We start from the raw sequence: 24,272 nt of genomic DNA, 5'->3' as shown, positions 1-24,272 counted from the left end.
ACACTCCTCGATCGGCTACCAAACCCCGGTCGCATTCGAGAGCAACTTCTACAAAAACTAAACCAAAAGTGGTCCAAAAATCCCTTGCACCTCAGTCTCACTTCGTTCGGCTGTGGACATCGAGTCCGATGTCGTATGTTGTCTTCATGGCGTGTTTTGGTAAAGTGTTGATGTTTGACAGGTTCCGTAGTCCAAGTAGTTGCGGGATAGCCCACGAAAATCCTAAGCACGCCACTTTTCCTTGAAAAGGTGCTGGTCTGGCAAATCATCAACCATATAATCTTGCCATAAGAAATGGAAAAAAACTACCATTCATCTCAGATTAGCAGTGTAGGATGGTATATTGCCTCATAGATACAGCGGATTGATCCGGTGACAGCCTATATAGATGAGGATTCCTCACACGAACCCTGGGCGGTATGGGAGAACAGAATCCTAGTGCGAGCATCAACCCCGGATGAAGCACTTCGGAGAACTAACGAGCATTTAGCAGAATGCGGGAGTGAATACACGAATTCGGATGGCGTCCTCTTGCGTGACATGGTCGTTGGACTCACCAGTCTAATTCCAATCTACGATGAACTAGAAGACGGGAATGAGATCGAATGGATAGACCACACAGGTGAGACTGTAATGGACATGTTTGAGCGAGTAAGGGACAATTCCTCATTGGAGGCCTTCATTATTCCCGAACGTGCCGCACATCAACGAGGCGAACAAATCACTGAGGCCAACTGACAAGTGATTTTCAGGAAATCTGTTCACAGAGTTTGGGGTGAGCTTCCTGATGTTTCCAGGGCCTTCGGGTTGCGGTTTTGACTGTGGTTTCGCGGCCCTGCGGGCTTTCCAGTGAGGCTCTCTCTCGGGTCGGCCGTATTTTTCGCGGTTTTGGCCGCATGGGAAGAGGATGCTGGTGGTCCTTGAATCGGTTCTGTGACGAGGTCTTGTTTGTGGACAGGAGTGTCCACGCTCCTTTTCCTTGTCTCAAGGGGGGGTCGTATACCAAAAACAGCTCTGCGGGAGCGGTCGCGGTTAGTGGTCATCGAATGGCTCAGAGGGCAGGAGCAGGCGAATCGCGGAAGCCTCGGCGAGGCCTCCTTACCGACAATGAACTCTCGAATGTCGCGCCGTCGTTCTCTCGGCCCCGGAGTTGAGGTCTACTAACAAGACACTGGTGCATCTGAGGCTCTACTGAATCTGTGGCGGGTAAGTTGTCTTTGCCATTTGTCCCAAAGAGATTTCAGGCAGAGAAGCTCGCAGGAAAAAACTTTTGAATAAAAGGGCGGGTGGATTCGTTCTCTCGATATGACCCAATCCCTGTTGCGTTCCTTGTTGGTTGTCGGTGGCTTTGTTTTTGCTTTTTTGGTTCCGTTGGTGGCCTCGGAGGTGGCGCGGGGGCCGCTTGATCCTCCGCCAACTCCTTCCAAGACGCTCGCGGTGGAGTTGCTCACTTTGCGGGATGAGCGTTTTGCCAAGGATTACGAGGTGGCGATGATTGTGGTGGGGGAGGCGGAGTTCAAGGGCTTGCAGGTGCCTTACGCGGCTTCGGTGACTTATTTTGGCCCGGTTTTTGAAAATGGGAAAAAGACCCGCCAGCTGTGCACGGATCGGTTTCTTTGGAATGAGGAATATGGCTGGTTCCTGCACGATGTCGGCGAGCGCTTGGGCCGCACCACGGTTTTCATCTGGAGCGAGCTGAAGGGGGAGGTGGAAATCGACTGACGGGAGTGGCCTTTCCGCTTCTCGCAGCGCTTTTCTGTTTTTCCCGGGGCCAAGCCATGCCATCTTCCGCGCGTGACTGTTGATGAGATGACCGCTTTGCCCGATGCCACGGGCCACTACGGGGACTTCGGGGGCATGTTCGTGCCCGAGACGCTGATGGCTCCCTTGCAGGAGTTGACCGAGGAGTATGAGAAGGCCAAGGCCGATCCGGAGTTTCAGGCCGAGCTCGATGGTTTGCTCGCGGATTTCTGTGGTCGCAAGACGCCTCTCTATTTCGCGGAGCGGCTCACCGAGAAGCTTGGGGGAGCGAAGATTTACCTCAAGCGCGAGGACTTGCTCCATACTGGCGCGCATAAAATCAACAACGCGCTCGGGCAGGTGCTGGTGGCCAAGCGCTTGGGTAAGACCCGCATCATTGCCGAGACGGGAGCGGGTCAGCATGGGGTGGCGACGGCGACGGTTTGCGCACGCTTCGGGATGGAATGCGTGGTCTACATGGGGGCGGTCGATATGGAGCGGCAGGCGCTCAATGTGGCCCGCATGGAGCTGATGGGCGCGGAGGTGCGTGGGGTGGAGGCTGGCCAACGCACCCTCAAGGAAGCGGTCAATGAGGCCATGCGCGACTGGGTGGCGACGGTGGAGAATACCCATTACATCATTGGTTCCGCGCTCGGGTCTCATCCTTTCCCGATGATGGTGAGGGACTTCCATCGCGTGATCGGTCGGGAGGCCCGCGAGCAGATTTTGGAAAAAGAAGGCCGCTTGCCGGACCTGCTGGTAGCCTGTGTGGGCGGGGGCTCGAACGCCATCGGGCTCTTTCATCCCTTCCTCGACGCCGAAAATGTCCGCATGGTGGGGGTGGAGGCCGGGGGCGATGGCATCATCCCCGAGCGTCACGCGGCCCGTTTTCAGGGAGGCAAACTGGGGGTCTTGCAAGGGACGAAGACCTGGTTGCTGGCCAATGAGGATGGCCAGATTGAGCTCACCCACTCGGTCAGCGCAGGTCTCGACTATGCGGCGGTGGGGCCGGAGCACGCCTTTTTGCAGAAAGAGGGCCGGGTGGAATACACCTACGCCACCGACGAGGAGGCGCTCGCGGCCTTCCAGGAACTGGCTCGCACGGAGGGGATCTTGCCCGCGCTGGAGACCAGCCACGCCATTGCCTACGGCATTAAAGTGGCGGGGAGTCTGCCCAAGGACGACATCATGATCATCAACTGCTCGGGTCGCGGCGATAAGGACGTGGCCACAGCAGCCAAGCACTTGTTGTAGGTCTTTGCAGGAGAAAAGGGGAGTGCTCTCCGTTTCTCCTTGGCCCCGTCCGCGCGCCTGTTAGTTTGGGTAATATGAAACTCAAGTTTTGTGGCGCGGCGGGGACCACCACGGGTTCGCAGCATCTACTGGAGGTCAATGGGCAACGCATTTTGCTGGACTGCGGGTTGTATCAGGGGCGGCGCAAGGACGCCTTTGAAGTGAACTGTTGTTTTCCCCAGTTCGACCCCGCCTCCATCGATGTGGTGGTGCTTTCCCATGCCCACATCGACCATGCCGGAAACCTGCCCAATCTGTGCAAAAAGGGATTCACCGGCAATATCTTCAGCACCTTCGCCACGCGGGATTTGTGCTCTATTATGCTGCCGGATTCCGCGCACATTCAGATAAACGACACCCGTTGGCTGAACAAGAAGCGCAAGAAACAAGGATTGCCACCCTTAGAGCCGCTTTACGACAAAATCGATGCTGAGAAGTGCCTCCGCCAGTTCGTCAATATCGACTACGATCGTCGGATGCTGATTGCCCCCGGGGTGACTCTCACTTTTCTCGATGCCGGCCACATCCTGGGAAGCGCGCAAGTGCTATTGGAGATTGAGGACGAGGAAGATGGAGAGAAGAAGCGCCTTCTCTTTTCCGGAGACGTGGGGCGAGGGGATAATGATATTTTGCGCGACCCGGTGGCGGCGGAAAACATCGACTACCTGATCATGGAGAGCACCTACGGTGGTCGCGAGCACGAGCTGGGCACGGGGGCGGACGAGGAGGTCGCCGAGGTGCTCAATACCGCTCTCCGCCGAGGCGGAAAGGTCATCATTCCCTGTTTCGCGGTCGAGCGCACCCAGCAGATTCTCTATGTCTTGCATCAACTCTTTGAGGAGAAGAAAATTCCTCTGGTCGATGTCTACGTCGACAGCCCACTGGCGACCAATGCCACCGAGATTTTCCGCCTTCATCCAGAGTGCTTCAATGAGGAGGTTTACGAATTTCTCCATTCCAAACGCGACCCATTCGGCTTCGAGGGGCTGACCTTGATTCGGTCCGTGGCCAAGTCCAAGGAACTCAACGAGAGGGAAGACCAGTGCATCATCATCTCGGCGTCCGGGATGTGTGAAGCGGGCCGCATTCTGCACCACCTCAAGAATGGCATTGAGGACCCGCGGAATACCGTGTTTTTCGTCGGTTATTGTGCGGAACAGACGCTGGGCTGGAAGCTGCGCGAGGGCTGGGACAAGGTTCCCATCTTTGGGGAAGAATACACCGTGAAAGCGCAGATCGACATGGTGGATTCCTTCTCCGGTCACGCCGACCACTCGGAGTTACTGGATTATTTCCAAGCGATTAGCGGACCCAAGAAAAAGGTCTGGCTTGTGCACGGTGAGCCCTCCCGCTGCGAAGCTCTGCAAGCCGCCTTGCGGGAAATCCACGATGGGGACGTGATCGTCGGGGAACTCGGGAAGACCGTGGCGGTTTGAGTCGGAAGTTTTCTGCCAACGGCTTTTTCGACTTACCATTCGATGGCGGCGGCGGCCCAGGTGAGGCCGGCGCCGAAGACGACGAGGACAATCTTGTCCCCGCGCTCGAAGCGGCCGGTGCGATGGGCTTCGTCGAGGGCGATGGCGACCGCTGCGGCCGAGGTGTTGCCGTATTTTTGCAAATTGGTGAAGACGCGGTCCTTGGGCACGGTGAGGCGGTCGGCGATGGCGTCGATGATGCGCAGGTTGGCCTGATGGGGGACGACCAGTTTGACTTCCTCGGGCGCGATTCCCGCGCGCTCGAGAACGGTTTCCGCCGACTGCTTCATGCGGGTGACGGCGTGTTTGAAGACTTCTTTGCCCAGCATGGCGAGGGAAGCGAGGCGCTGGTCGGCATTCTCGCTGGTGATGGGGCAGGCGCTGCCCCCGCCGGGGATATTGAGGAGATGGGTCTGGCGTCCGTCGGTCCCGATCTCGGTGGCGATGATGTTGCCTTCGCCCTCACGGGAGCGACGCAGGACGGCTGCTCCCGCGCCATCGCCGAAGAGGACGCAGGTGTTGCGGTCTTCCCAGTTCACAAAGGAGGAGAGTTTTTCGGCCCCGATGATGAGAGCGTTTTGGAAGGCTCCGTCGGAGATGAGGCGCTTGGCGATTTTCATCGCGTAGAGGAAGCCCGAGCAGGCGGCGGAGATATCGAAAGCCACTGCGCCGAGGCTGCCGAGGGTCTGCTGCACGTAGCAGGCGGTAGCGGGAGTGAGGGTGTCGGGAGTGATGGTGGCGACGATGATGAGGTCGACGTCCGCAGGTGCGATACCGGCTTGGGCGAGGGCCTTTTCGCCCGCCTTGGCCGCCATGTGGGAGGTGAACTCGCCATCGGCAGCGATGCGACGTTCCTTGATGCCGGTGCGGGTCGTGATCCACTCGTCCGAGGTGTCCACCATGGACTCCAGTTCGGCATTGGTCAGGATTTTTTCCGGCAGGTAGCTGCCAGTGCCTGCAATCATCACGGGGACCTGGGATTCCGGTTTGCTCGTCGCTTCGCTCATGTTCGTGTGGGGAAAGAGCTTCGGACCTCTTTCCCGATCTGGCAAGCGGGGAGTCCGCCAGAGGAGGGAATCCGCATTCGTGGATTGAATCCGCCAGTCCTTTGGCCAATCATTTCCCCATGCCGATGACCCTGGAGGATGCGCAACAGTTGCTGGAATCAGCCCATGAGCGGGGCCGACTCGCTCACGCCCTCATTCTCAGTGGTCCGGTCGGCAGTGGCAAGAGCGAGCTCGCCGCCCGCCTCATCGCGACGCTCAATACTCCCAAGGATGGGGGGGCGGATCTCTGGGGCGAGCCCGTGGTCAGCGAGCCCAAGCCTTTGGAGGACTGGGAAGGTGAGTTCGTGCGATTGGTGCGGCCGAAGTCGAAGTCCCGCCGCATCAGCGTCGACCAGATGCGGGAGCTGGAAAAGCCGCTGCATCTCTCGGCGCCGCAGGGGACCTGGAAAATCGGGGTGGTCATCGATGCCGATCGGATGGGAGAAGAAGCGGCCAATGCCTTTTTGAAGACCTTGGAGGAGCCGCCTGCGGACTGCCTCTTGTTGCTCTTGACCGCTTCGCCAGCTCGTCTGCTGCCCACCATTCTCTCGCGCTGTGTTGAGATTTCCCTCATCAATCGCCAGGGCCTGGAGGAACGGTTGGCCGCGCGCACCGCGGGGATGGAGCGGGTGCTGGCCGGGATAGCGCGCCAAGGCCCGGATGTCTGGGCCGCGCTCAATCTCAAGGTGGCCTTCGAGGACATTCTGACGGAGTGGAAGAAGGAGCGCGAAAAGGTCTTTGCCGACGAGCTCAAGGCCGAGACCGCGCACTATAAAAATGCCAGCGAGGGCAAGTGGTTGGCCGACCGCGAAGAGGCCATGAAGGCCGAACTGGCGGGCGAACTGATCGAGGCCAAGGGCGTGCTGGTGCAATGGCTGGCGGCCTGGATGGGCGATGCCGTGCGGGCCCGGTTTGGCAGCGAGCGCTGCGACCTTCCGCGCCAGGCCGAATACACCCGAGCCTTCGGGCAAAGCCGGGAACTGCCGGACTTGTTGCGGCGCACCGAGGCTCTCAAGGAGCTGGGGAGCCTCTTCGAGACCAATGCGCAAGAAACGTTGGTTTTGGAGACCAGCCTCCTGACCGCGTTTTCGTAAAAAAAGACGGATGCCCCTGGCTGCAGGGAGCATCCGTGGAAAAAAGCAAACCCGACTTTATACCAACTCAAGTCCTCATCTGGTAAAATGAGAGGACTTTTGTGCTGGAAAAATGCGCTGCGCGATCGGCCTCACTTTTTCGGCTTCAGGCTTCCAATTTCCGAGTTGTCAATCGGTTGTGATGCCCGCATCACAACCTCTTTTCGCCTTGAACTTGAAAACCTGAACTTCGATCCTTTTACCAGTTGAATCCTTTCGTTGGTATTAGGCTAGCGGCGGCGGCGGAGCAGACCGAAGAGGCCGAGGGCTCCCAGAAGAGCGGTCGAGGGTTCGGGGATGACGCTCAGAGACAACCCATTGTGATAGCCTGTGCCGCCTGGCCCATTGTTAAATTGATAGGAAATCTCGTCGGTGATTCCATCAGACAAGAAGGAGAACTGCACGAAAGGTGTCGAAGCCGATCGATCCGACGCGTTCATGGTGGTCGTTCCACTTTGGTCGGGCTGCGATCCATAGGAGGCGATGAAGGTGGTGTCCTGGCCATTGCTGTCGCCGACTCCATGGAGAGTCAGAGTGATGGTCTGCCCGGCTCCAAAGGCGGCGAGACCGCTGATGGTCATCACATTCGTGCCGTCGGCGTTGTTCTGGTAGACATAGCCCTCATACAGGGGATCTTCGTCGTTCCATTTGGTGTCACCGGCATTGAAGCCGTTGGCGCTACCGGTGGTGATGACGGAGAAGGGCCCGACGGAGGTGGAAACGGCCAAGTCGGTCCAGCCGCTACCATTGCCTCCACTTCCGGAGTTGAGCAGGGTTCCGCCGGCCACGTTCGGATCCGCGCTGGTGAAGTCGGCCAAGGTGGGATCAGGGGCGTCGCCATCGCCACGCGTGTTAGGGACGTTGAAGTTGATGGCGATGGCCGCCGAGTGCAAGGGAAGCGGAAGGAGGAGGAGGCCGCAGCTGAGAAGCGACAGTGGGTTGTGAGTGATGGTTTTCATGGATGTTTTGGCAATGATCGAGTTTTCAGAAATCGATCATTTGAGTTTCTTTTTTGCAAAAGGCGGGGCTGGGTGCGAATGGAAAGATGTATTCTGTGAGTTGACCTGTTGCGCAGAGAAGGGCGGGCCGGATCGCTTCGCGCTTGGGGCTGCCGGAGCCTTGCCGTAGCGTGCGGGCATGAATTTGCCTGTGATGGACATTGCCGATGAGCTTCTGGCGGCCTTTGCGCCCGGGGGCTTGCGCCGCATTTTGCTGAAAGCGCCCACTGGCTCGGGAAAGTCCACCGCCGTGCCCAAGATGCTGCTGGAGAGGGGAGACTTCGCGGGCCGCATCGTGGTGGTGCAGCCCCGGCGCATTGCGGCACGCATGTTGGCGGAATACGTGGCCTCGCTGGTGGGCTCGCGGGTGGGGGAAAAGGTGGGCTACTCGGTGCGGTTCGAGAAAGTCTACGGTCCCGCGACCCGGCTGATCTACGTCACCGATGGGGTTTTGCAGCGTTGGTTGGCTGAGGAAGGCGGGCTGGCGGGGGTGGATTGTGTTCTTTTCGATGAGTTCCATGAGCGGCGCTTGGCGAGTGATCTGGCGCTGGGGCGGGTGTTGGGTTTGCAGGAAAAGCGCCCGGACCTCCGGGTGGGGGTGATGTCGGCGACCTTGGAAGTCGCGGGTCTGGAGGACTATCTGGCCCCCTGCGCGCAGCTGTCCTCCGAGGGGCGGCGTTATCCGGTCACGATTTCCTATGCCGGGGCCAGCGAGCGCAAACGCAATCGCTTCGGCCGCATGGAGGAGGAGGCGCTCTGGGACCGGGTGGTCAAGGTCTTGCGCGAGCAGCGGGCGGAGGAGCCGGCCACGGGCGACCGCATTCTGGTTTTCCTGCCCGGCGTTTACGAAATTCGCAAAACGGTGGAGCGCTTGCAGAACTCGAGCGTGGCCAGTGGCTACGAGGTCCTGCCCCTCTACTCCGGCTTGCCGCCGCAGGCCCAGCGGGCAGCGGTGGCGCGCGGGGGCGGGCCCCGCATCATTGTCTCGACCAATGTGGCGGAGACCTCTCTCACCATCGATGGCATCAGCCTCGTGATCGATTCCGGACTGGCGCGGGTGGCGAGCTTTGATCCCCGGCGGGGTCTTGATTCCCTGCAAATCCAGCCCATTTCGCAGGCGGCGGCCGAGCAGCGGGCGGGTCGCGCGGGGCGCACTGGCCCGGGCTCCTGCGTGCGTCTGTGGTCCGAGGCCGATCACGGGCGGCGGGCGGCCTTTGAGTTGCCCGAGGTCCGGCGCGTGGACTTGGCGGAGGCGGTGCTCTATCTGAAGGGGGCGGGCTATGCCAGCATCGATGACTTTCCTTGGCTGGACGAGCCGACGGTGGAGGCCGCGGCCCGGGCGGAAGAACTCTTGCGCAGTCTGGGGGCTTTTTCCGGGGAGGGCTTGTCAGAGGCGGGTCGCCTGATGGCCAGCTTTCCCCTCCATCCCCGCACCGCGCGCTTGCTCCTGGCGGCAGACGAGCACGATTGTGTGGCGGAGGCCTGCTTCGCGGCGGCCGTCCTGCAGGGCGAGGGGGTGTGGGCCAAGAAGGGTGGGAAAGAGCGGGAGCGCTTTGTGGAGGAGGGCGATTGGGCGGACTTCGAGGCCGACTGGCGGGCGGTGCGGGAGGCGGAGAAGGCGCGCTTCCGGGTGGAGAGCTCTCGGTCCCTGGGGGTGCAGGGGCGCAACGCCCGCGAGGCCCTGGCGAGCTACCAGCAGCTCTGCGGCATGGCCAAGAGCCGGGGTCTGCGCGTCGACCGGGTGCGCTTCGAGTGGAATGGCGAGGCCTTGGCCAAGGCGGTGGTCACGGCCTTCGCCGATCGGCTCGGGGTTCGCTTGGGCACGGCCACGCTGTCCTGTCGCCTAGTAGGGCAGCGGCGGGGCAAGCTCGATGAAACCAGTGTGGGGCGTTTCGGCGAGCTCTTCGTCGCCTGCGAGGTCACCGAGGTGGAGGGGCGGGAGATGACCACTTATCTGAAGAGCTGTGCCCGGGTGGAGCTGGCCTGGTTGCGGGACCTTTTTCCCCACCGGCTACGCGAAAGCGAGGGCGCGGAATGGGATGAGGATACGCGCAAGGTGGTGGCCCGGCAGCGGGTGCTCTTCGATGATTTGGTCGTGCGCGAGCAGGAGGGTGGCACGGTCAGCCGGGAGCTGGCGGGGGAAATTCTCGCCGAGCAGGTGCTGGCGGGGAAAGCTCCGCTGAAGAACTGGGACGCGGGGGTGGAGCGCTGGATTGCGCGGCTCAACTTTCTGGCCGCCACCCAGCCGGAGCTGGAAATGCCGGAATTCGGCGAGGAGGAGCGGCGCTTTGTGATTGCCGGAGTGTGCGAGGGGGCGGCCAGTCTGCGCGAGATTCGCAACCGGGAGGTCAAGCCCCAGCTGCGCGAGTTTCTCTCTGCCATGCAACGGGCCAGCCTGGAAAGCTATGCGCCGGAAAAGGTCACCCTGGCCAATGGCATCAACTCGCGGGTGAATTACAAGGAGGGTGAGGAGCCTTGGATTGAGGAAAAGGTGCAGCGCCTCTACGGGGTGGAAAAGACGCCCGCTTTACCGGGGGGGCAGAAGCTGGTGGTCAAGATTTGTGCGCCCAATCAGCGGCCGTGGCAGGTGACCAAGGATCTGGAGAGCTTTTGGGAAAGTGGCTTTGCCCAGATGAAGAAGGACTTGGCCGGGCGCTATCCCAAGCACAATTGGGAGGGACCGGCGGAGAGAAAGGGCTGAGAGCACTCGTCCGGCCTCCTGGCGATTTCGTCCTGGGAGAATTTCCTAGGGAGTGTCTCTTGTAGCGCTGACGCCTCGTCGGCCCCAGAGCGGGAGGGTTTTGTAGCGCCGACGCCTCGTCGGCCCCAGAGCGGGAAGGTTGGATTGATTGTGGGGGAAAGAGCCCGGGCGCTCAGGAGGAGGAGGCGCGGAGGCCTCCTGATGCCCGCTGGAAGCGCGCTCCACTGCTTTGTTAGTGGTCACTGGAAGCGCGCTCCACTGCTTTGTTGGTGGTCGCGGGAGGGCGGCATCGCAGGGAGGGAGAAAAACTGCCCGGATGGAGGTTTGCGCTGGCGGTGGGCAGGGGGTAGGCTGCCTCCCTGCTTATGAGGTGTTTCTACTCCCCGGGCTTCGAGCTCGAACTTCCCCAGGGTCATCCCTTTCCCATGGATAAATTCCGGGTCTCCAAGGATATGCTGATGGAAAAGGGCATTCTGCGTGGGGAGGACATCGTGGAGGTGCGGGCGGCCGATAGCCATCTTCTCAAGCGAGTGCATGATGAGGCTTATTTGCAAAAGATCTATTCCGGTCGTCTCGACCGCAAGGAGCAGCTGCGGCTGGGCTTGCCCGTGAGCACGCGGCTCTTCGAGCGCAGCTCTACCGAGGTGGAGGCCACCCGGCAGGCCTGTTATGCCGCTTTGGAAGAAGGGATTGCCATTTGCCTGGCCGGGGGCACCCATCACGCCTTCCGCGACCATGGTGAGGGCTACTGCGTTTTCAACGATGTCGCCATTGCCATCCGTGATCTGCAACTGCGTCGCCCGGGTATCCGCATCATGGTGGTCGATACCGATGCCCATCAGGGGAATGGCACCGCTTCTCTGCTGGCCGATGATCCGCGCGTTTTCACCTATTCTATTCACGTGGGGAAGAATTACCCCTCGCGCAAGGAGGTTTCCTCCATGGATGTGGAGACGGTGCGCTATGTGGAGGGCGGCATGTATCTCAAGCAGCTCTTCACCACCCTGGCGGCCGCTCTCGATGTCTTTTCGCCCGATCTCGTCATTTGGATTGCCGGAGCGGACAATCATCGCAACGATCGCTTCGGACAAATGATGCTCTCGGTGAAGGATTTGCAGCGCCGGGACGAGGTCATTCTGAGCGCCTTTTTGCGCAACCGCATCCCCGTCAGTGTGCTTTACGGAGGCGGCTACAACCGCACGAGTGAGAATACAGCCAAGATTCACCGCAATACCGTGGCGACGGCCAAGCGCTTGGCGGAGATTTATTTGCGCTGACGGGGGCTAAACGAGGGCCGGGCAGGGTTGGCGGAGTTCTTCGATCGCGGCGACAACAGATTCGGTGGTCACTTCGCGGCTGGTGTGGGCTTCTCCCGCCCGCGAGAGGAGGACGAAGGTGCGCTGGCCTCCGGAGAACTTTTTGTCCCGGCCCATTTTCTCGATGAGCAGGTCGGTGGAGAGGTCCGCTGGCAGGGTCAGGGGCAGGGAAAAGCGCTCGAGTAGGGCGAGAATTTTTTCACTATCGGCTCGCGTGAGGGTGGAGTGTTTTTCCGAGAGGAAGAGGGCTGCCCGGATGCCCAGGGAGATGGCTTCGCCGTGGAGCAGTTCTCCATAGGGGACGGCAGCCTCGATAGCGTGACCGATGGTGTGGCCAAAGTTGAGGAGAGCGCGGGTGCCGGCGGTTTCCTTTTCATCCTCTTCCACCACATGGGCCTTGATGGCGAGATTGCGCAGCAGGAGTTCCGCTGGTGGCGGGGCGTCCTCCGGATCGAGCGCGGCCAGCTCGTCGAGCATGTCGGCATCGCGAATGGCGGCGTGTTTGATCACTTCGGCGAAGCCTTCCCGGTATTCCCGTGGCGGGAGAGAGGTCAAGGTGGCAGGATCGATGAGAACAAAGTGGGGTTGGTGAAAGGCCCCGAGGAGATTTTTTCCCTCTGGTGTATTCACCCCGGTCTTGCCGCCCACCGAGGAGTCGACTTGGGACACGATGGTGGTGGGCACCTGCACCACGGGGATGCCCCGGTAGTAGATGGCGGCTACAAAGCCCGCCAAATCCCCCGTCACGCCCCCGCCGAGGGCGATGATGAAGGAGGAGCGGTCGTGTCCGGCCTGGATGAGCGAACGCGAGAGCTGATCGGCCTGGGCCATGGACTTGGAGCCTTCCCCGGCGGGAAAGAGGTGCGTCGAGGTCTCGAAGCCCGCATCTTGCAGGGAAAGGCGGGCAGTCTCCAGATAGAGCGGGCCCACGGTGTCGTCGCTGATCAGGGCGGCTTTCCCACTGAGTCCAGCAATCTTGCAGTGTTGGCCGAGGCGTTGGAGAGCGCCGCTCTCCACGAGGATCTCGTAGCGGGTGTGGGTCAGGGAAACGGTTTCGACAGGCACGCGACGAGCAAACCGGATCTTGGCCCGGCTACAAATCAAAAAAGACCCCGGAGAGGGTCTTTTCTGACAAGGGAGGGGGGTGAAAGAGGCCTGGAGCGGGGGCGAGCGGGGCCACTCACATGTTGCGCTCGATCATGGCGTGCTTTTTCAGCCCGTTGATCCACTTGTCATAGCGCTCGGTGCGCTTCTCAATATCGACTTCCTTCTTCATGCGCTCATAGACTTCCTCCTGGCTCAGGGGAGGGCTGGGGCCGTAGTTGATTTTGAGGATTTTCACGATGGTAAAACCGGCCGGATCCTTGAGGGGGCCGACGAGGTCGCCTTCCTGGGATTCCTCGAAGAGGGCATCACCGAAGGAGAGGGATAGGTCGGTGCGGGGGGTGTCGCGCCAGAATCCGCCTTCGTCGGCAAAGGCTCCGTCGGAGTGTTCTTTGGCCAAGGCGGTGAAGTCGGCGCCTCCCTTGAGCTCGAGAAAGAGTTTGTCAGCCAAGGCCAGCTGACGCTCCGGGGTGACATTGGGGTCGTAGCGATCGCGGGCCACGAGGAAGATTTTTTGGAAATCGATGCTGTCCTTGGTGCGGTCGCGCATGGCGCGTTTGCGCTCTTCATACTTGGCGCGAATTTCCGCCTCGGTGGGTGGGGGGATGTCGCCAAACTGCTGGGAGCGATAGGCTTGCACAAGAATTTGTTCGCGCTGTTGCTCGCGGAAGCTGCGACGGGTGAGTCCGTTTTCGCGCAGGAAGCGGTTGAATTCGTCCTCCTTGCCATCATAGTCCTCGCGCACGATGCGGGCGATCTCCTGCTCCACGACATGGTCGGGGATTTGTGCGCCCATGCCTTGCACCTCGGAGAGGAGGAGCTCGTTGTTGATGAGCTGTTCCAGAATCTGGTCGCGGAATTCCTTGAGGCGGCGCTGGTAGATTTCTCCCTGGCGGGGATACATCGTTTGCAGAACCTCCCGTCGGGGGGCGAGCAGGGTTTCCACTTCCTTCTTGGTGATGGCGTGGCCGTTGACCTTGGCGGCGATGGAGGTGATCTGGAATTCCTTGGCCCCGAGGGGGACGAGCAGGAGCAGGAGGAGGAGGGTGAGAAGGGATTTCATGAACTCAGGCAGCGTAGACGCGGTCTTTGGAGATGCCGCGCATTTCGAAGGCGCGCAGAATGGTTTTTTCGATGAGATTGGAAGGGCAGGAGGCCCCGGCGGTGACCCCGATGGTGACGGGGCCTTCAGCGAGAAATTTGTCGGGATAGTGGGAGTTGACCTCTTCTTTTTTCGCCAAATCGTAGTGGGCGATGGTTTCCAGGGAGTCGAGGCAGGCGGCATCCTGAATGAAGTAGGTGGGGAGTTCTTCCTGGCCGATTTCCACCAGGTGGGAGGTGTTGGAGGAATTGTATCCTCCGACTACGAGGAGAACGTCCATGGGCGCGGTGAGCATCTCGAAGAGGGCGTCCTGGCGCTCCTGGGTCGCCCCACAGATGGTATCAAAGACCCGGTAGTTGTCGTCGTTGCCGTCCCGTTGCACGATGGCTTCGCGCACCCGGCGCTGGATTTCCTCCGTTTCGGATTTCAGCATGGTGGTCTGGTTGGCCACGCCAATTTGGGTGAGGTGGATTTCGGGGTCGAAGCCCGGAGAGGTCGCGCCCTCGAAGCGGGCCATGAAATCTTCTTTTTCGCCGCCATGGACGAGGTAGTGGCAGACGTAGTCCGTCTCGGCGAGGGTGAGGATGACGAGGTAGTGGCCATTGCCCGCTTCCCCCAAGGCCCGGGAGGCGGTGGCCCGGGTTTCCTCGTGGCCCTTCTTGCCGTGGATGATGGAGGTGACGCCGGACTTGGCGTAGGTGCGCACGCGTCGCCAGACCTTCATCACGTCGCCACAGGTGGTATCGATGATGTAGCAGCCCTTCTCCGCGAGCTTGTCCATGAACTCGCTGGGAGCACCAAAGGCCGGCACGATGACCACGTCCTCTTCGGTGAGGGCATCGTATTGCTCGTTCATCTCTTTCCAAGGGAGTGTCTTTATCGCCATTTCGGCCAGCTGGCGATTGACCTCGGGGTTGTGGATGATTTCGCCAATCAAGTAAATCTCTTGGTCGGGGAAGACGCGGCGGGAGGCGTAGGCCAGGTCGATGGCTCGTTCCACACCGTAGCAAAAGCCGAATTGGTTGGCGAGGCGCACTGTGGTATCGCCGATGGTGAGTGCCCCTCCTTGTTTCTTGAGCTTTTCCACCACCGCAGATCGATAGTGTTTCTCAACTTCGGCCTGGACCAATTCCATCACTTCGGGACGTCGCACATTGACGCGTTTGGCCTTTTTGGTGGCTGGGGTAGAACTCATATTTCGGGAAAGGGAAGTCGGGGTGCGGAAGGGATTTGTCAAGTCGGGTTAGGCAGCGGGGCGGCGGGCATCCTCTGCGGGAAGGAAGGGGAGGACGAAGGCTTCTTCGAAAGTGAAGAGGTCGCTAAAGTCCTCTGGAGAATCGGAATCCTGTTTGCCAAAGACTTGTTCGTTGATGAGATTGAAGACCATGTCGCCCACGTGCTGGCAGCGACGCACTCCCCATTCGCGCAGCAAAGTCGCGGCCATGGGGCCGAATTGGTCGAGCGCGAAGTCTCGAAAGCCAACGAGTAACTCCGGCCCGGTAACATGGCGGTTGGCATTTTCGTCGCCTTCCTTGGAGCGCTTGACGGTGAAGTCGAGAGCTTCCTTGAGGAAGTAGTAGGCATCCGGATCGAAGCGTGAATCTCGCTGGCAGATGGTGGCGATGGCTTCTTGAAAGGCGCTGGCGTGCATGCGGTCGGGAAAAAATTAGTTGCTGATGGGGAGGATGTCGGGAGGGAGGTCGGTGGAGGCGGGCTCCTCTTGAGCGGTTTCGGTCTGCGGTTGGGCCGAGCCGGGGATGACGTTGAATCGCTCCGGAGCCTGCCAATCGGGGTGGTCGAGGCGGAGGCGTTCTTCAAAGGCTTCGGCCGCCGACGTGTTGCCGGCTTTCTTGAAGCTCCAGGCTGCCTTGTAAAGGGCGAGGGGCTGGATGTTGGCGTCGGAGAGGAAGAGCTCGGAAGCCCGCACATAGGAGGAGGCTGCGGTGGAGTAGTCTCCTCGGGCGAGGAAGATATCGCCCATGGTGAGGTGGAGCCCGGCTTTTACCGTGCCCTGGGGATCGAGGTCGAGGCCGCGCAGCGCGGCGATCTCCGCTTCGTCCCACTGGGCCATCGCGAGGTGGGCGTGGGCCTTGTCGAGGAAGGCGTCGCAGCGCCAGAAGGGATCGTCTTCATGCTCGAGAATGATCGCGATGGCGTCGAGGGCCCGGCCTTCTTGGCCCGGGATTTCCAAACGGGACTTGGCGAGGGCTTTCCAGACGCCAATCTCGGTTTCCCCCTCCTCGTCCAGCGCTTGCACATAGCTCAGGTAATGGTCGGCGGCGGTGAAGTTCGACTTCTCATACATCTGCAGCCCGAGCCAGACGAGGAGGCGTCGGGGCATGGTTTTGCGAGGATTGACCGCGTAGAGCCGGGTGACGGTGTTGCTCAGCTCGGAGGCGTCCTTGAGCCTGTAGTAGCAGAGGGCCATGGTGGTGCCGGCCGGATCTTCGTAGAACTCGGGCACCATTTTGCGGGCTTTGTCGAGGTGGTCCAGGGCGGACTCGAACTCCTCCCGGTCGAAGTAGCCCAGGCCCATGTTGTAGTGGGCTCGCGCGACGGTGTCCTGGCTGAGGTCGTCGTAATTGGAGAGCAGGTCCTGGTAAGCTGCCAGCATCTCCTCGGTGCGTCCTTCCTGCCGGTAGAGACGCCCGGAGAGTTGCAGGGCAAAGGAGGCCAAGGAGGGATTCTCCTCCCGCTGGGCCAAAATCCGTTCGCAATCGGAGAGGGCGGACACCCGGTCGCCAACCCCGAGATAGGATTGTGCCCGTTTGGCGATGGCTTCAAGATAGAATTCGGACTCCGGATGGCGGGAAATGAACTCCGAGAGCAGGCCGATGGCGCTGCTGTAATCCTCGTTTTCAACCAAGGCCCAACCACTCTTGAAGAGGGCAATGCTTTGCATCTCCTCAGGCAGCAGGGAAAAATTGACCCGCTCCCAGGCCTCGGTGGCGTTTTTGAAATCTTCCAGGGAGAAATAGGTCTCCGCCTTCATCATGCGGGCCAGTTGGATGCGGGGATTCTTGGGGTATTTGTTCTTGTAGAGTTCGACGAAGGCGTTGGCTAACTCCGGGACGTTGCTGCCCCGCATTTCGTAGTAGGAGAGCAGTTTGCGGTAGCTGGCTTCGAAGGCCAGAGGGCTGTTGGGGAGGGTGCGGTCGACCCCGATGAACATCTCCACGGCGGCGTTGTGGTGACCGAGCTTGGCCGAGGCCCGGCCCCCGTAGAGGAGGATTTCGGCGGCGGTTTCGGGGCGGGCGGCGTCGAAGGGGCCTTTGCGGAAGAGGGCCTGTACTTGCTCGTAGTTCTGATTTTGCTCGAACTCGTGCTGCATCAGGGTCAGTTGGGCCTCGGCTTTGGACGCGTCCGGCAGCCCGAAAGTCTCCAGGGCGGTGGTGAGCATAGTGAGGCCTTCGTCGGTCTTGCCCATGCGCATGGCGGTCATCCCGCCGTAGACGATGGCCTGGGCCTTCACCTCGAGGAGGCCGGCCTCGCTGGTCTCCAGCAGGGAGAGCTCCTTGTAGGCGGCGAAGGCCTTTTCCAAGCGCTCGGCACCCAGGTCGATGTGGGCGAGGGCGAGGCGGGATTGCTCGCGATAGGCATTGGGCTCGTCGGGGGAATCCACGATGGCTTGCAGGACGCGGGCTGCTTCCGGGATGCGTTTGAGCTCAAGGAGGCTGCGGGCCTGATAGTTCATGGCCTGGTGCCTTTGGTCGGGCTTTTCCATCTCCCGCGCTGCGATCGCAAAGTAGGGCAGGGCGGCTTGGTAGAGGGCGTCATTGTAAGCCAGCCCTCCCAGGCGAAAGGCGGCGAGGCCCGCAGTGCGACCCCGTTTCCGCGTTTTGGCCAGCGTTTCCAAAAAGGCGGCCTCTCCTTTGGCGCGCTCACCGATTAGGATATTGGCCACTCCGGAGCGGTAGTAGGCCAAGGCGGCGTCAGGGTGGTTAGGGTAAGTTCGGGCAAAGCGCTCGAAGAGAGGCACGCAGGCGTTGAAGGCCCGGGCTGCTTCCGAGTAATTCTGGGCGGTCTGCTGGTTCTTGCCGTAGTCGTAGACCCGGTTGGCTTCTGCAAACCAAGCGGCCGCGTTATCGGCCTGGGCGGGAAGCTCGCCGGGGGCGGGGGTGTCGCCACGACCCTCTTGCGACCGGGTGAGTGCGGTGGCCGCGAAGAAAAGGAGGGTGGTAAGTCGCAGGAGCTTCATGAGTTCTTTTGTCCGAAAATTGGGGGCTCGGGGAGCGGCTGAGGGAGGAAAGCTAGCCTGAGAACGCGCCGGACGCAATCATTCCTCGTGGCTTGCCCGGTGGGCCTGATGGTTGAGGGCCCGCATGGGGTCCTCCTCTCCCCAGGAGAGCGGATGGAGCAGGGTCTGGCGGAGGTAGGCCCGGCCGGAGGCGACCGCGTCCGCCAGCTGCTGGCCTTTGCCAAGCCCGGCTGCAATGGCTGAGGAAAGGACGCAGCCGGTGCCGTGGAGGGAGGTCGCCCCGGCCAAGCGGGACGAGGTGAAGCTCCTTTCGCCCTCCGGGCTGACAAGAAAGTCGTGGACTTCCTCCGGGGAGCCATGGTGGCCTCCGGTCAGAAGAACCGCCGCTCCCGTTTCGCGGGCCAGCCGTCGGGCGACCTCGTGGGGTTCGTCGCTCGGGAGGGAGCCGGTGAGACGGCAGGCCTCGGGGAAATTTGGGGTCAGCAGGCGGGCCAGGGGAGCCAGCTCATGGCGGAGAGCGCGATCGGTGCCCGCTTCCTGCATCGCGGAGCCGGTGCTGGAAATGCCGACGGGGTCGATGACGAGGGGGAGCCGGGCAGCGGCGAGGAGGGGCGCGATGGCCCGCACCTGTTCGCAGCGGGCCAGGAGCCCGATCTTGATAACTGCCACCGGGTATTGGCTCAAGAGGAGCTCCACTTGTGCCAATAGAACGGAGGGGGGCACGGGGTGCTGGGAGCGCACTTCCCGGGGGGTCTCCACCACCAGCGAGGTGGCGGCAGTGAGAGCGTGCAGCCCGAGTTGGTGAAAGGTCAGCAGGTCGGCCTGCAGCCCGGCCCCGGAGGAGGTGTCGAAGCCCGCGATGGTGAGCGCCACTGGCGGAGAGGGGGTCATCGGCGCTATCACGAAGGTTGCCGCACGGGTGGGGAGGCCGCGTTTTCCGCCGGTTCATTGGCCTCGCTCTCCTCGAGATTGGCGAGGATTTTCTCCAGCTCGGGCAAGGGAGAGCCTCCTTCCTGGCGGTATTTGCGGTAATAGTTCAGCGCGGCCTCCTGCTCGTCCATTTTGTGATGGAGCATGGCGAGATTGGCGAGGGCCTTCAAGTAGGTAGGGTCGATGCGGTAGGCCATCTCGAAGTGCTTGCGCGCTTCTTCCAAGGCTCCATTGCGGGCGTGCAGGGCTCCCAGGCGGGCATGGGCATCGGGGTGGCTTGGGTCCAGCTTGAGGGCGACCTCGAACTCGGTCTGGGCGTTGGCAAATTGCTCCAGTGCGGTGTAGGCCACCCCCTTCATGTAGTGGGCGTAGGGCAGCGGCTCGATTTGCAGAGTGGTGGCATTGTTGAAGGATTCCAGCGCCTGTTCGGCCTGCCCCATCTTGAGGTGGATGACGCCCTGGGCCACCATGGTGGGAATGTGGCTGGGGTCCTCGTGCAGCAATTGGTCGCAGAGTTCGAGAGCCACTTCGTCCTTGCCCCGGGCAAAAGCTTTCTCGATGGCGGTGCCGATGGCGGAGATGTAGCGGCGGAGTTGGGCGTGGGAGAGGCGCACCTGCTCGGGAGTGTTGCGCCCGATGTCGAGCTTGAATTGTCCGTCGGAGCGGGGATTGTCCAGGAGGGCCTCCTGTTCCCGGGTCAGAGTCAGTTCTTGTCCGGTCAATTGCTCGACCGCCGCTGCCAAATCCTGGTCTTCCCCTCGCTCCCGGGCAATTTTCAAGAGCATTTCGCTCTCTTCCCGGCGTCGTTTTTGCATCACGAGCAACTTCTCGGCGACGGCCCGCAATTCCCGGTTTTCTTCCGCCAAATCGGAGTCCACCTCGGCCAGGGATTCGCGGGCCTGCAGCTCGTCGTAGGCATCCTTCAGCCGCTGTTCGAGGGCCACGCGGCGCTGCAGTTCGGCATCACTTTCGCGCCGCTGTTCCACGATGCGGGCCCGGGCCATGTCGAGGTCCCGTCTGGCTTGCAGCAGTTCCTCGCTCTTGGCATCGTTGTTTTCGCTCAAGCGTTGCATGGCCTCGTTGGCCTCCCTGAGCTCGCGGGCAAGGGTCATGTTCTGGTCGATTAGGCGTTGAATGCGATCACCTTGATTGAGCTGGAGCAGGTCTTTGAGGTCGTCGCGTTCCTTTAGCAAATGATCGCGTTCGGTGCGCAGACTCTCGATTTCGCCCCGGGCATCGGCGAGGAGGCGCTCCAGCCGCTGGGTCTGGTTGCGCTCGGCTTGGAGCAATTGCTTAGTCTCGGTCAGTTCTTTGCTGAGCGCGGCTTGCTTGTCCCGCAGCTTGCTGACGACATCGTCGGTCACTTCGCGCTCTTTGCTGAGCAGGGAGTTGAGCTGGTTGGCGACTTTGCGCGACTCTTTTTCCTTCTCGTCCAGCGATTCGATGCGTTCGTTGGCATCGGCGAGTTTGCTGCGGGTTTCGTAGAGCTGTTGGGCCAAGGCGCGTTTCTCATGCTCCACGAGTTCAATGCGATTGCGCAGTTGCCGCATCTCCTGATTGAGAGTGGAGGAGGCGAGCTCGTCGCGTTCTGCGGTCAATTCCGAGATACGGCGCTGGAGGCGGGCGACATCGGCATTGCGTGCATCCTGTAGGTCGGCCAGCTGGGTGCGCAGCTGGGTGAGCTCGTCATGGATGCGGGAGGCTTGCTGCCGTTGGGCGGGGGTCAGGGCCGCCGGAGGAGCGGGCGCTTCGTCTTCCTGGAGTCCCTGGTAGAGTTGGGGTTGTTCTTTTTTGGCCTGGGCTGCCAAAGGGGTCAATGCCGTCAATTTGGCCGTGATTTCCTGTTGTTTGCGTTCGACCAAGTCGGGTTTCCAATCCGGGTGGTAGAGAGCGACGGTGTCCACCAACCTCTTGCTGCGGGTGGTGGCTTCCATGGCGAGTTCGAATTTCTTATCCCGTTGCAGGTCATCGGCATCACGGAGAGCCATCCACCCTTGGAAGTAGATGTCGGAGGGGTCGAGCTTCGACGGATCGACGGGCTCGCTTTCTTGGCCTCCCAGGGGGAGCAGGGCCAGAAGGAGCAGCACGACGACGCGGAAGAAGGGGAAGAGGTCCTTCATGGGGAGCCCAGTGTAGGGGAAGAACGAGCGGCGAAAAGCGAGAAATGTGGGGAGGCTCTCTCTCCCGGGCCGGAAACTGAGGGTCTAGGCCGCCGGGCTGAGCGCGCAGTGGGAGGCACACCAAGTCTCGACCTGCTTGCGGATGGCATCGCGAATCTTGCGCACCTCAGCCATCTTTTCCTCCTCGCTGCCCTCCAAGGCTGCCGGATCGGGGAAGCTCCAGGCTTCGCGTTGGGTGAGCCCCGGGAAGATAGGGCAGCGCTCGGCGTTCGCGCCATCGCACACCGTGATGACGTGGGAGTATAGGCGACCGGCCTTGAAAAGCTCGAAGACGCTGTCCGTCGATTGGCCCGTGAGGTCGATTCCCACCTCTGCCATGGCCTTGACCACGAGGGGATTCAGGGTGCCGGGTTCCAGCCCCGCGCTCTCAGCGAGGAAATCCTGGGGGCAAGCTTGATTGAGGAAGGCTTCCGCCATCTGGCTGCGGGCGCTGTTGTGGACACAAACAAAAAGGACTTTCTTCATGGCAAAAAAGGGAGAAAGCCTATTGAGACAGGGAAGGGCATGGGACTCAAGCTCGCAAGAGTGACAATTGGCCGCTCAGCGGCGGGAGGTGGGCACCGGGGAGGGCCAGCTGAGCAGGGGACTGGTGCGATAGACGCGGAAGCGGGGGTAGTCGCGCGAGGAGTGCATCTCGTATTCACCGAGAAACTCGATTTCCGCAAATGACTCCCTCATGCGCTCGCTGGGCAGGCCGGGCTTGCTCTCGCGGCGGCGCTCGATGATGAGCAGGGCCGGGGTGCCGGGCTCGGGGCCGGGCCAGAAGTCGTATTGGTGGGCAATCTCCTCCGATTCGTTCCAGACGTGGACTTCCGGTTGGCCAGGCAGATTGAAGGCCAGCTCGGAGGCCCCGTCGCGATGACCGCGCACGATGATGGCGTGGGTCCGCTTGGGATCGTGGCGGGCGATTTTTTCCGCCAGCTCGGGGTAGCCCCAGTAGGTGCGGCGTTGCGCCCGGGCCGGACCGATGTGCTCGAAGAAGAATTCGGCGAAGGTGAAGAAAACCACCACCACCGCTGTCAGCGCGAGGGTCAGGCGCAGGGTCACCCGCCAGGCTTTGCGAAGATTCTCGCCCTCAAAGGCAAAGAACCAGCCCGCCAGAGCGAGGGTCGCGCCATGATAGACGGCCGGCCAGTTCGGGTTCACGTCCTGCCGCAGGGTCATGAGAAACATGACTGCGAAGGGCAGGGCCCCGTAGAGGGTCAGGAAAACCGCGCGGGGCTCGTAGCGGCTTCTTTCCCGGGCCCAGCGCGTCAAGGCGCGGGGAATGGCCGCCACCGCGAGGGGGGTGAGGAGGAGGGCTGAGAGGGCGAGGAGAACTCCAAAGCGCTCCAGAATATCGCCCAGGGCCAGGTCCTCTGCCTCGAAGTGATGGGCGGTGTGGGCCACCGTGATCCAGTCATTTTGCGCGTTCCAATAGAGGGGTGGCAGGAGGCTGACCAGCGAGAGCAGGGGGGCGAGGTAGAGGAGGGGATGGCGCAGGAGGGCGGGCCGGATGAGGGCCGTCGCGAGGAGGAGGAGGGGGAACTGGATGAGCATCATCTGCTTGGCGAGATGGCCGAGCGCGAGGGCTACTCCGAGCAGCACGAAAAGTCCCCAGGGCGCCTTCCCTTCCTCTTTTGGAAAAAGGAGCTGAACTGTGGCCCAGAGCGCGAGATTCCAGTAAACGAGCAGCTGGGCATCGGCGGTCAGGATGGAGGAAACCATCAGTTGGCCCGGACAGAGCAGGTAGACCAGCCCCACCCAGAAGGCGAAGCGCTCCGCAAAGAGATGCCGCAGGGTGAGGAACAGGAAGAGGGTGCTGAGCCCCGCGAGCAGGGTGGCGGTGGCCTTGATGGCAAAAAGAGAGCCGCCGCTGAGCTGATGCACGAGCCCATGCAGCCAGGCCGAGCCCGGGGGCTTGGAGTAGTAGCCCCAGGCCAGATGGCGTCCCCAGTCCCAGTTGTAGGCCTCGTCTCCCGTGATGCCGATGGGGTTGAAAACGAGATGCCACAGCAAGCGCAGCACGGTCACTAGCAGAAGGAGGCCGCAGAATTGGCGGGAGAGCGAGAGGGATTTCATCATGGGCAGCGGGCGGAATTAACGGCCCCGTTCGCGGAACCACGCCACGTATTGGCTCAGGCCTTCCTTCAGGCTGACCTGGGGCTCCCAGTTCCAGATTTCCTTGGCCTTGCTGACATCGGCGGAGGTCTGGGGAACATCCCCCGGCTGATCGGGCAATTGTTCGATGATCGCCTCCCGGCCAATGACCTCCTCCAGCGTGGCGATGAGCTCATTGAGAGTGGTGGTCTTGGAGCCGCCCAGATTCACGATCTCGAAGTCGCTGCGATCATAGGCCAGCGAGGCCCGGATGCCGGCCACAATGTCGCTGATGAAGGTGTAGTCGCGGCGGCTGCTGCCATCGCCGTAGCGCTGGATGGCCTCTCCCGCCAGGATGCGTTTGGTGAACTTGTTGATGGCCAGATCGGGTCGTTGGCGCGGACCGTAGACGGTGAAGAAGCGCAGGCACATCACCCGGATGCCGAAGAGGTGGGAGTAGTTCGAGCAAATCTGTTCGCAAGCCAACTTGGTGGCGGCATAGGGGGAAATGGTGCGGGTGAGGGCATCGCTCTCCGCGAAGGGGACCTTCTCATTGACCCCGTAGACCGAGGAGGAGGAGGCGAAGATAAACTGGGGCACCTCATGGTAGCGGCAGGCATCGAGGAGATTGAAGGTGCCGTCGATATTGGTGGTCACGTAGAGCTTGGGATCGGAGATGGAGGGCCGCACCCCCGCGCGGGCGGCCAAGTGCACCACGCTATCGAATTGACCCGCCGCGAAGGTTCGCTCCACCGTCACCGCGTCGCGGATATCCGCCCGCACCAGCTTCACCCGGTCGCGGAAGCGCGCGATGTTGGTCTCCTTGTAGTCCGGATTGTAGTAATCGTTGAAGTCGTCAAAAATGGTCACCGCGTGACCCTCGTCCACCAGTTGCTCGGCCAAGTGCGAGCCGATGAAGCCCGCGCCCCCGGTGATGAGAATGTTTTTCGCTTTCAAGAGGGCGAGCCTCCGAATTT

At 61.3% G+C, this 24,272-nt stretch carries 19 protein-coding genes; 7 read left to right on the top strand and 12 right to left on the bottom strand.

The genetic code is table 11. From position 1 onward, the window contains the following. Positions 1-372: 372 nt before the first annotated feature. From JIN78_RS17970 to JIN78_RS15335, 4 genes are all read left to right on the top strand, one after another. Positions 373-738, top strand: a complete 366-nt coding sequence (locus tag JIN78_RS17970) for a DUF4288 domain-containing protein (RefSeq protein ID WP_377174545.1) — start codon at positions 373-375, stop codon at positions 736-738. A gap of 567 nt (positions 739-1,305) precedes the next feature. Beyond that, the gene (locus tag JIN78_RS15345) at positions 1,306-1,722 is read left to right on the top strand and encodes a hypothetical protein (RefSeq protein WP_200392874.1); all 417 of its coding nucleotides are present in this window, start codon (positions 1,306-1,308) and stop codon (positions 1,720-1,722) included. Positions 1,723-1,809: 87 nt separating this feature from the next. Further along, positions 1,810-2,994, top strand: a complete 1,185-nt coding sequence (gene trpB, locus JIN78_RS15340; protein ID WP_200392877.1) for a tryptophan synthase subunit beta — start codon at positions 1,810-1,812, stop codon at positions 2,992-2,994. A 74-nt stretch (positions 2,995-3,068) separates the two neighbouring features. Beyond that, positions 3,069-4,469, top strand: a complete 1,401-nt coding sequence (locus JIN78_RS15335) for an MBL fold metallo-hydrolase RNA specificity domain-containing protein (RefSeq protein ID WP_200392873.1) — start codon at positions 3,069-3,071, stop codon at positions 4,467-4,469. Between the two features lie 32 nt (positions 4,470-4,501). Here JIN78_RS15335 and JIN78_RS15330 read toward each other — a convergent pair whose 3' ends face one another. Next, positions 4,502-5,515: a beta-ketoacyl-ACP synthase III gene (locus JIN78_RS15330; RefSeq protein ID WP_234038029.1), complete on the bottom strand. Its 1,014-nt coding sequence runs from the start codon at positions 5,513-5,515 to the stop codon at positions 4,502-4,504. 119 nt (positions 5,516-5,634) lie between these two features. Between JIN78_RS15330 and JIN78_RS15325 the strand changes: the two genes are divergently transcribed. Then, positions 5,635-6,648, top strand: coding sequence for a hypothetical protein (locus tag JIN78_RS15325; RefSeq protein ID WP_200392872.1), 1,014 nt, complete (start codon positions 5,635-5,637; stop codon positions 6,646-6,648). Between the two features lie 269 nt (positions 6,649-6,917). Here the strand turns inward: JIN78_RS15325 and JIN78_RS15320 are convergent, their stop codons facing one another. After that, positions 6,918-7,646 (bottom strand): PEP-CTERM sorting domain-containing protein, encoded by a 729-nt coding sequence (locus JIN78_RS15320; protein ID WP_200392871.1) that lies wholly within the window; start codon positions 7,644-7,646, stop codon positions 6,918-6,920. Positions 7,647-7,824: 178 nt separating this feature from the next. Here JIN78_RS15320 and hrpB point away from each other — a divergent pair, with 178 nt between their 5' ends. Both hrpB and JIN78_RS15310 read left to right on the top strand, forming a co-directional pair. Then, the gene (gene hrpB, locus JIN78_RS15315; RefSeq protein ID WP_200392870.1) at positions 7,825-10,386 is read left to right on the top strand and encodes an ATP-dependent helicase HrpB; all 2,562 of its coding nucleotides are present in this window, start codon (positions 7,825-7,827) and stop codon (positions 10,384-10,386) included. Between the two features lie 365 nt (positions 10,387-10,751). Further along, entirely contained in the window at positions 10,752-11,663 is a 912-nt protein-coding gene (locus JIN78_RS15310; RefSeq protein ID WP_200392869.1) for a histone deacetylase family protein, read from the top strand. 6 nt (positions 11,664-11,669) lie between these two features. Here JIN78_RS15310 and aroB read toward each other — a convergent pair whose 3' ends face one another. From aroB to JIN78_RS15260, 10 genes are all read right to left on the bottom strand, one after another. Then, positions 11,670-12,767: a 3-dehydroquinate synthase gene (gene aroB, locus JIN78_RS15305; protein WP_200392868.1), complete on the bottom strand. Its 1,098-nt coding sequence runs from the start codon at positions 12,765-12,767 to the stop codon at positions 11,670-11,672. 115 nt (positions 12,768-12,882) lie between these two features. Continuing rightward, a complete protein-coding gene (locus JIN78_RS15300; RefSeq protein ID WP_200392867.1) occupies positions 12,883-13,869 on the bottom strand; it encodes a SurA N-terminal domain-containing protein in 987 nt (328 codons plus the stop codon). 4 nt (positions 13,870-13,873) lie between these two features. Beyond that, complete coding sequence (locus JIN78_RS15295; protein WP_200392866.1) at positions 13,874-15,103, bottom strand: 4-hydroxy-3-methylbut-2-enyl diphosphate reductase; 1,230 nt, start codon at positions 15,101-15,103, stop codon at positions 13,874-13,876. A 48-nt stretch (positions 15,104-15,151) separates the two neighbouring features. Then, on the bottom strand, positions 15,152-15,559 hold the full coding sequence (locus JIN78_RS15290; RefSeq protein WP_200392865.1) for a Minf_1886 family protein: 408 nt from the start codon (positions 15,557-15,559) through the stop codon (positions 15,152-15,154). Between the two features lie 15 nt (positions 15,560-15,574). Then, positions 15,575-18,106: a tetratricopeptide repeat protein gene (locus JIN78_RS15285; RefSeq protein WP_200392864.1), complete on the bottom strand. Its 2,532-nt coding sequence runs from the start codon at positions 18,104-18,106 to the stop codon at positions 15,575-15,577. Positions 18,107-18,184: 78 nt separating this feature from the next. Further along, entirely contained in the window at positions 18,185-18,997 is an 813-nt protein-coding gene (gene thiD / locus JIN78_RS15280) for a bifunctional hydroxymethylpyrimidine kinase/phosphomethylpyrimidine kinase (protein ID WP_200392863.1), read from the bottom strand. Positions 18,998-19,005: 8 nt separating this feature from the next. Then, entirely contained in the window at positions 19,006-21,156 is a 2,151-nt protein-coding gene (locus JIN78_RS15275; protein WP_200392862.1) for a tetratricopeptide repeat protein, read from the bottom strand. 84 nt (positions 21,157-21,240) lie between these two features. Next, a complete protein-coding gene (locus JIN78_RS15270; protein ID WP_200392861.1) occupies positions 21,241-21,681 on the bottom strand; it encodes an arsenate reductase ArsC in 441 nt (146 codons plus the stop codon). Positions 21,682-21,756: 75 nt separating this feature from the next. Further along, a complete protein-coding gene (locus JIN78_RS15265; protein ID WP_200392860.1) occupies positions 21,757-23,280 on the bottom strand; it encodes an ArnT family glycosyltransferase in 1,524 nt (507 codons plus the stop codon). 15 nt (positions 23,281-23,295) lie between these two features. Continuing rightward, positions 23,296-24,270, bottom strand: coding sequence for an SDR family NAD(P)-dependent oxidoreductase (locus JIN78_RS15260; RefSeq protein WP_345778152.1), 975 nt, complete (start codon positions 24,268-24,270; stop codon positions 23,296-23,298). Positions 24,271-24,272: the final 2 nt, after the last annotated feature.

The sequence above is a fragment of the Roseibacillus ishigakijimensis genome (assembly GCF_016595415.1).
Classification (GTDB): domain Bacteria; phylum Verrucomicrobiota; class Verrucomicrobiia; order Verrucomicrobiales; family Akkermansiaceae; genus Roseibacillus; species Roseibacillus ishigakijimensis.
The sequence above is the reverse complement of the archived record's forward strand: the minus strand, read 5'-3'. Positions and strand labels throughout refer to the sequence as shown.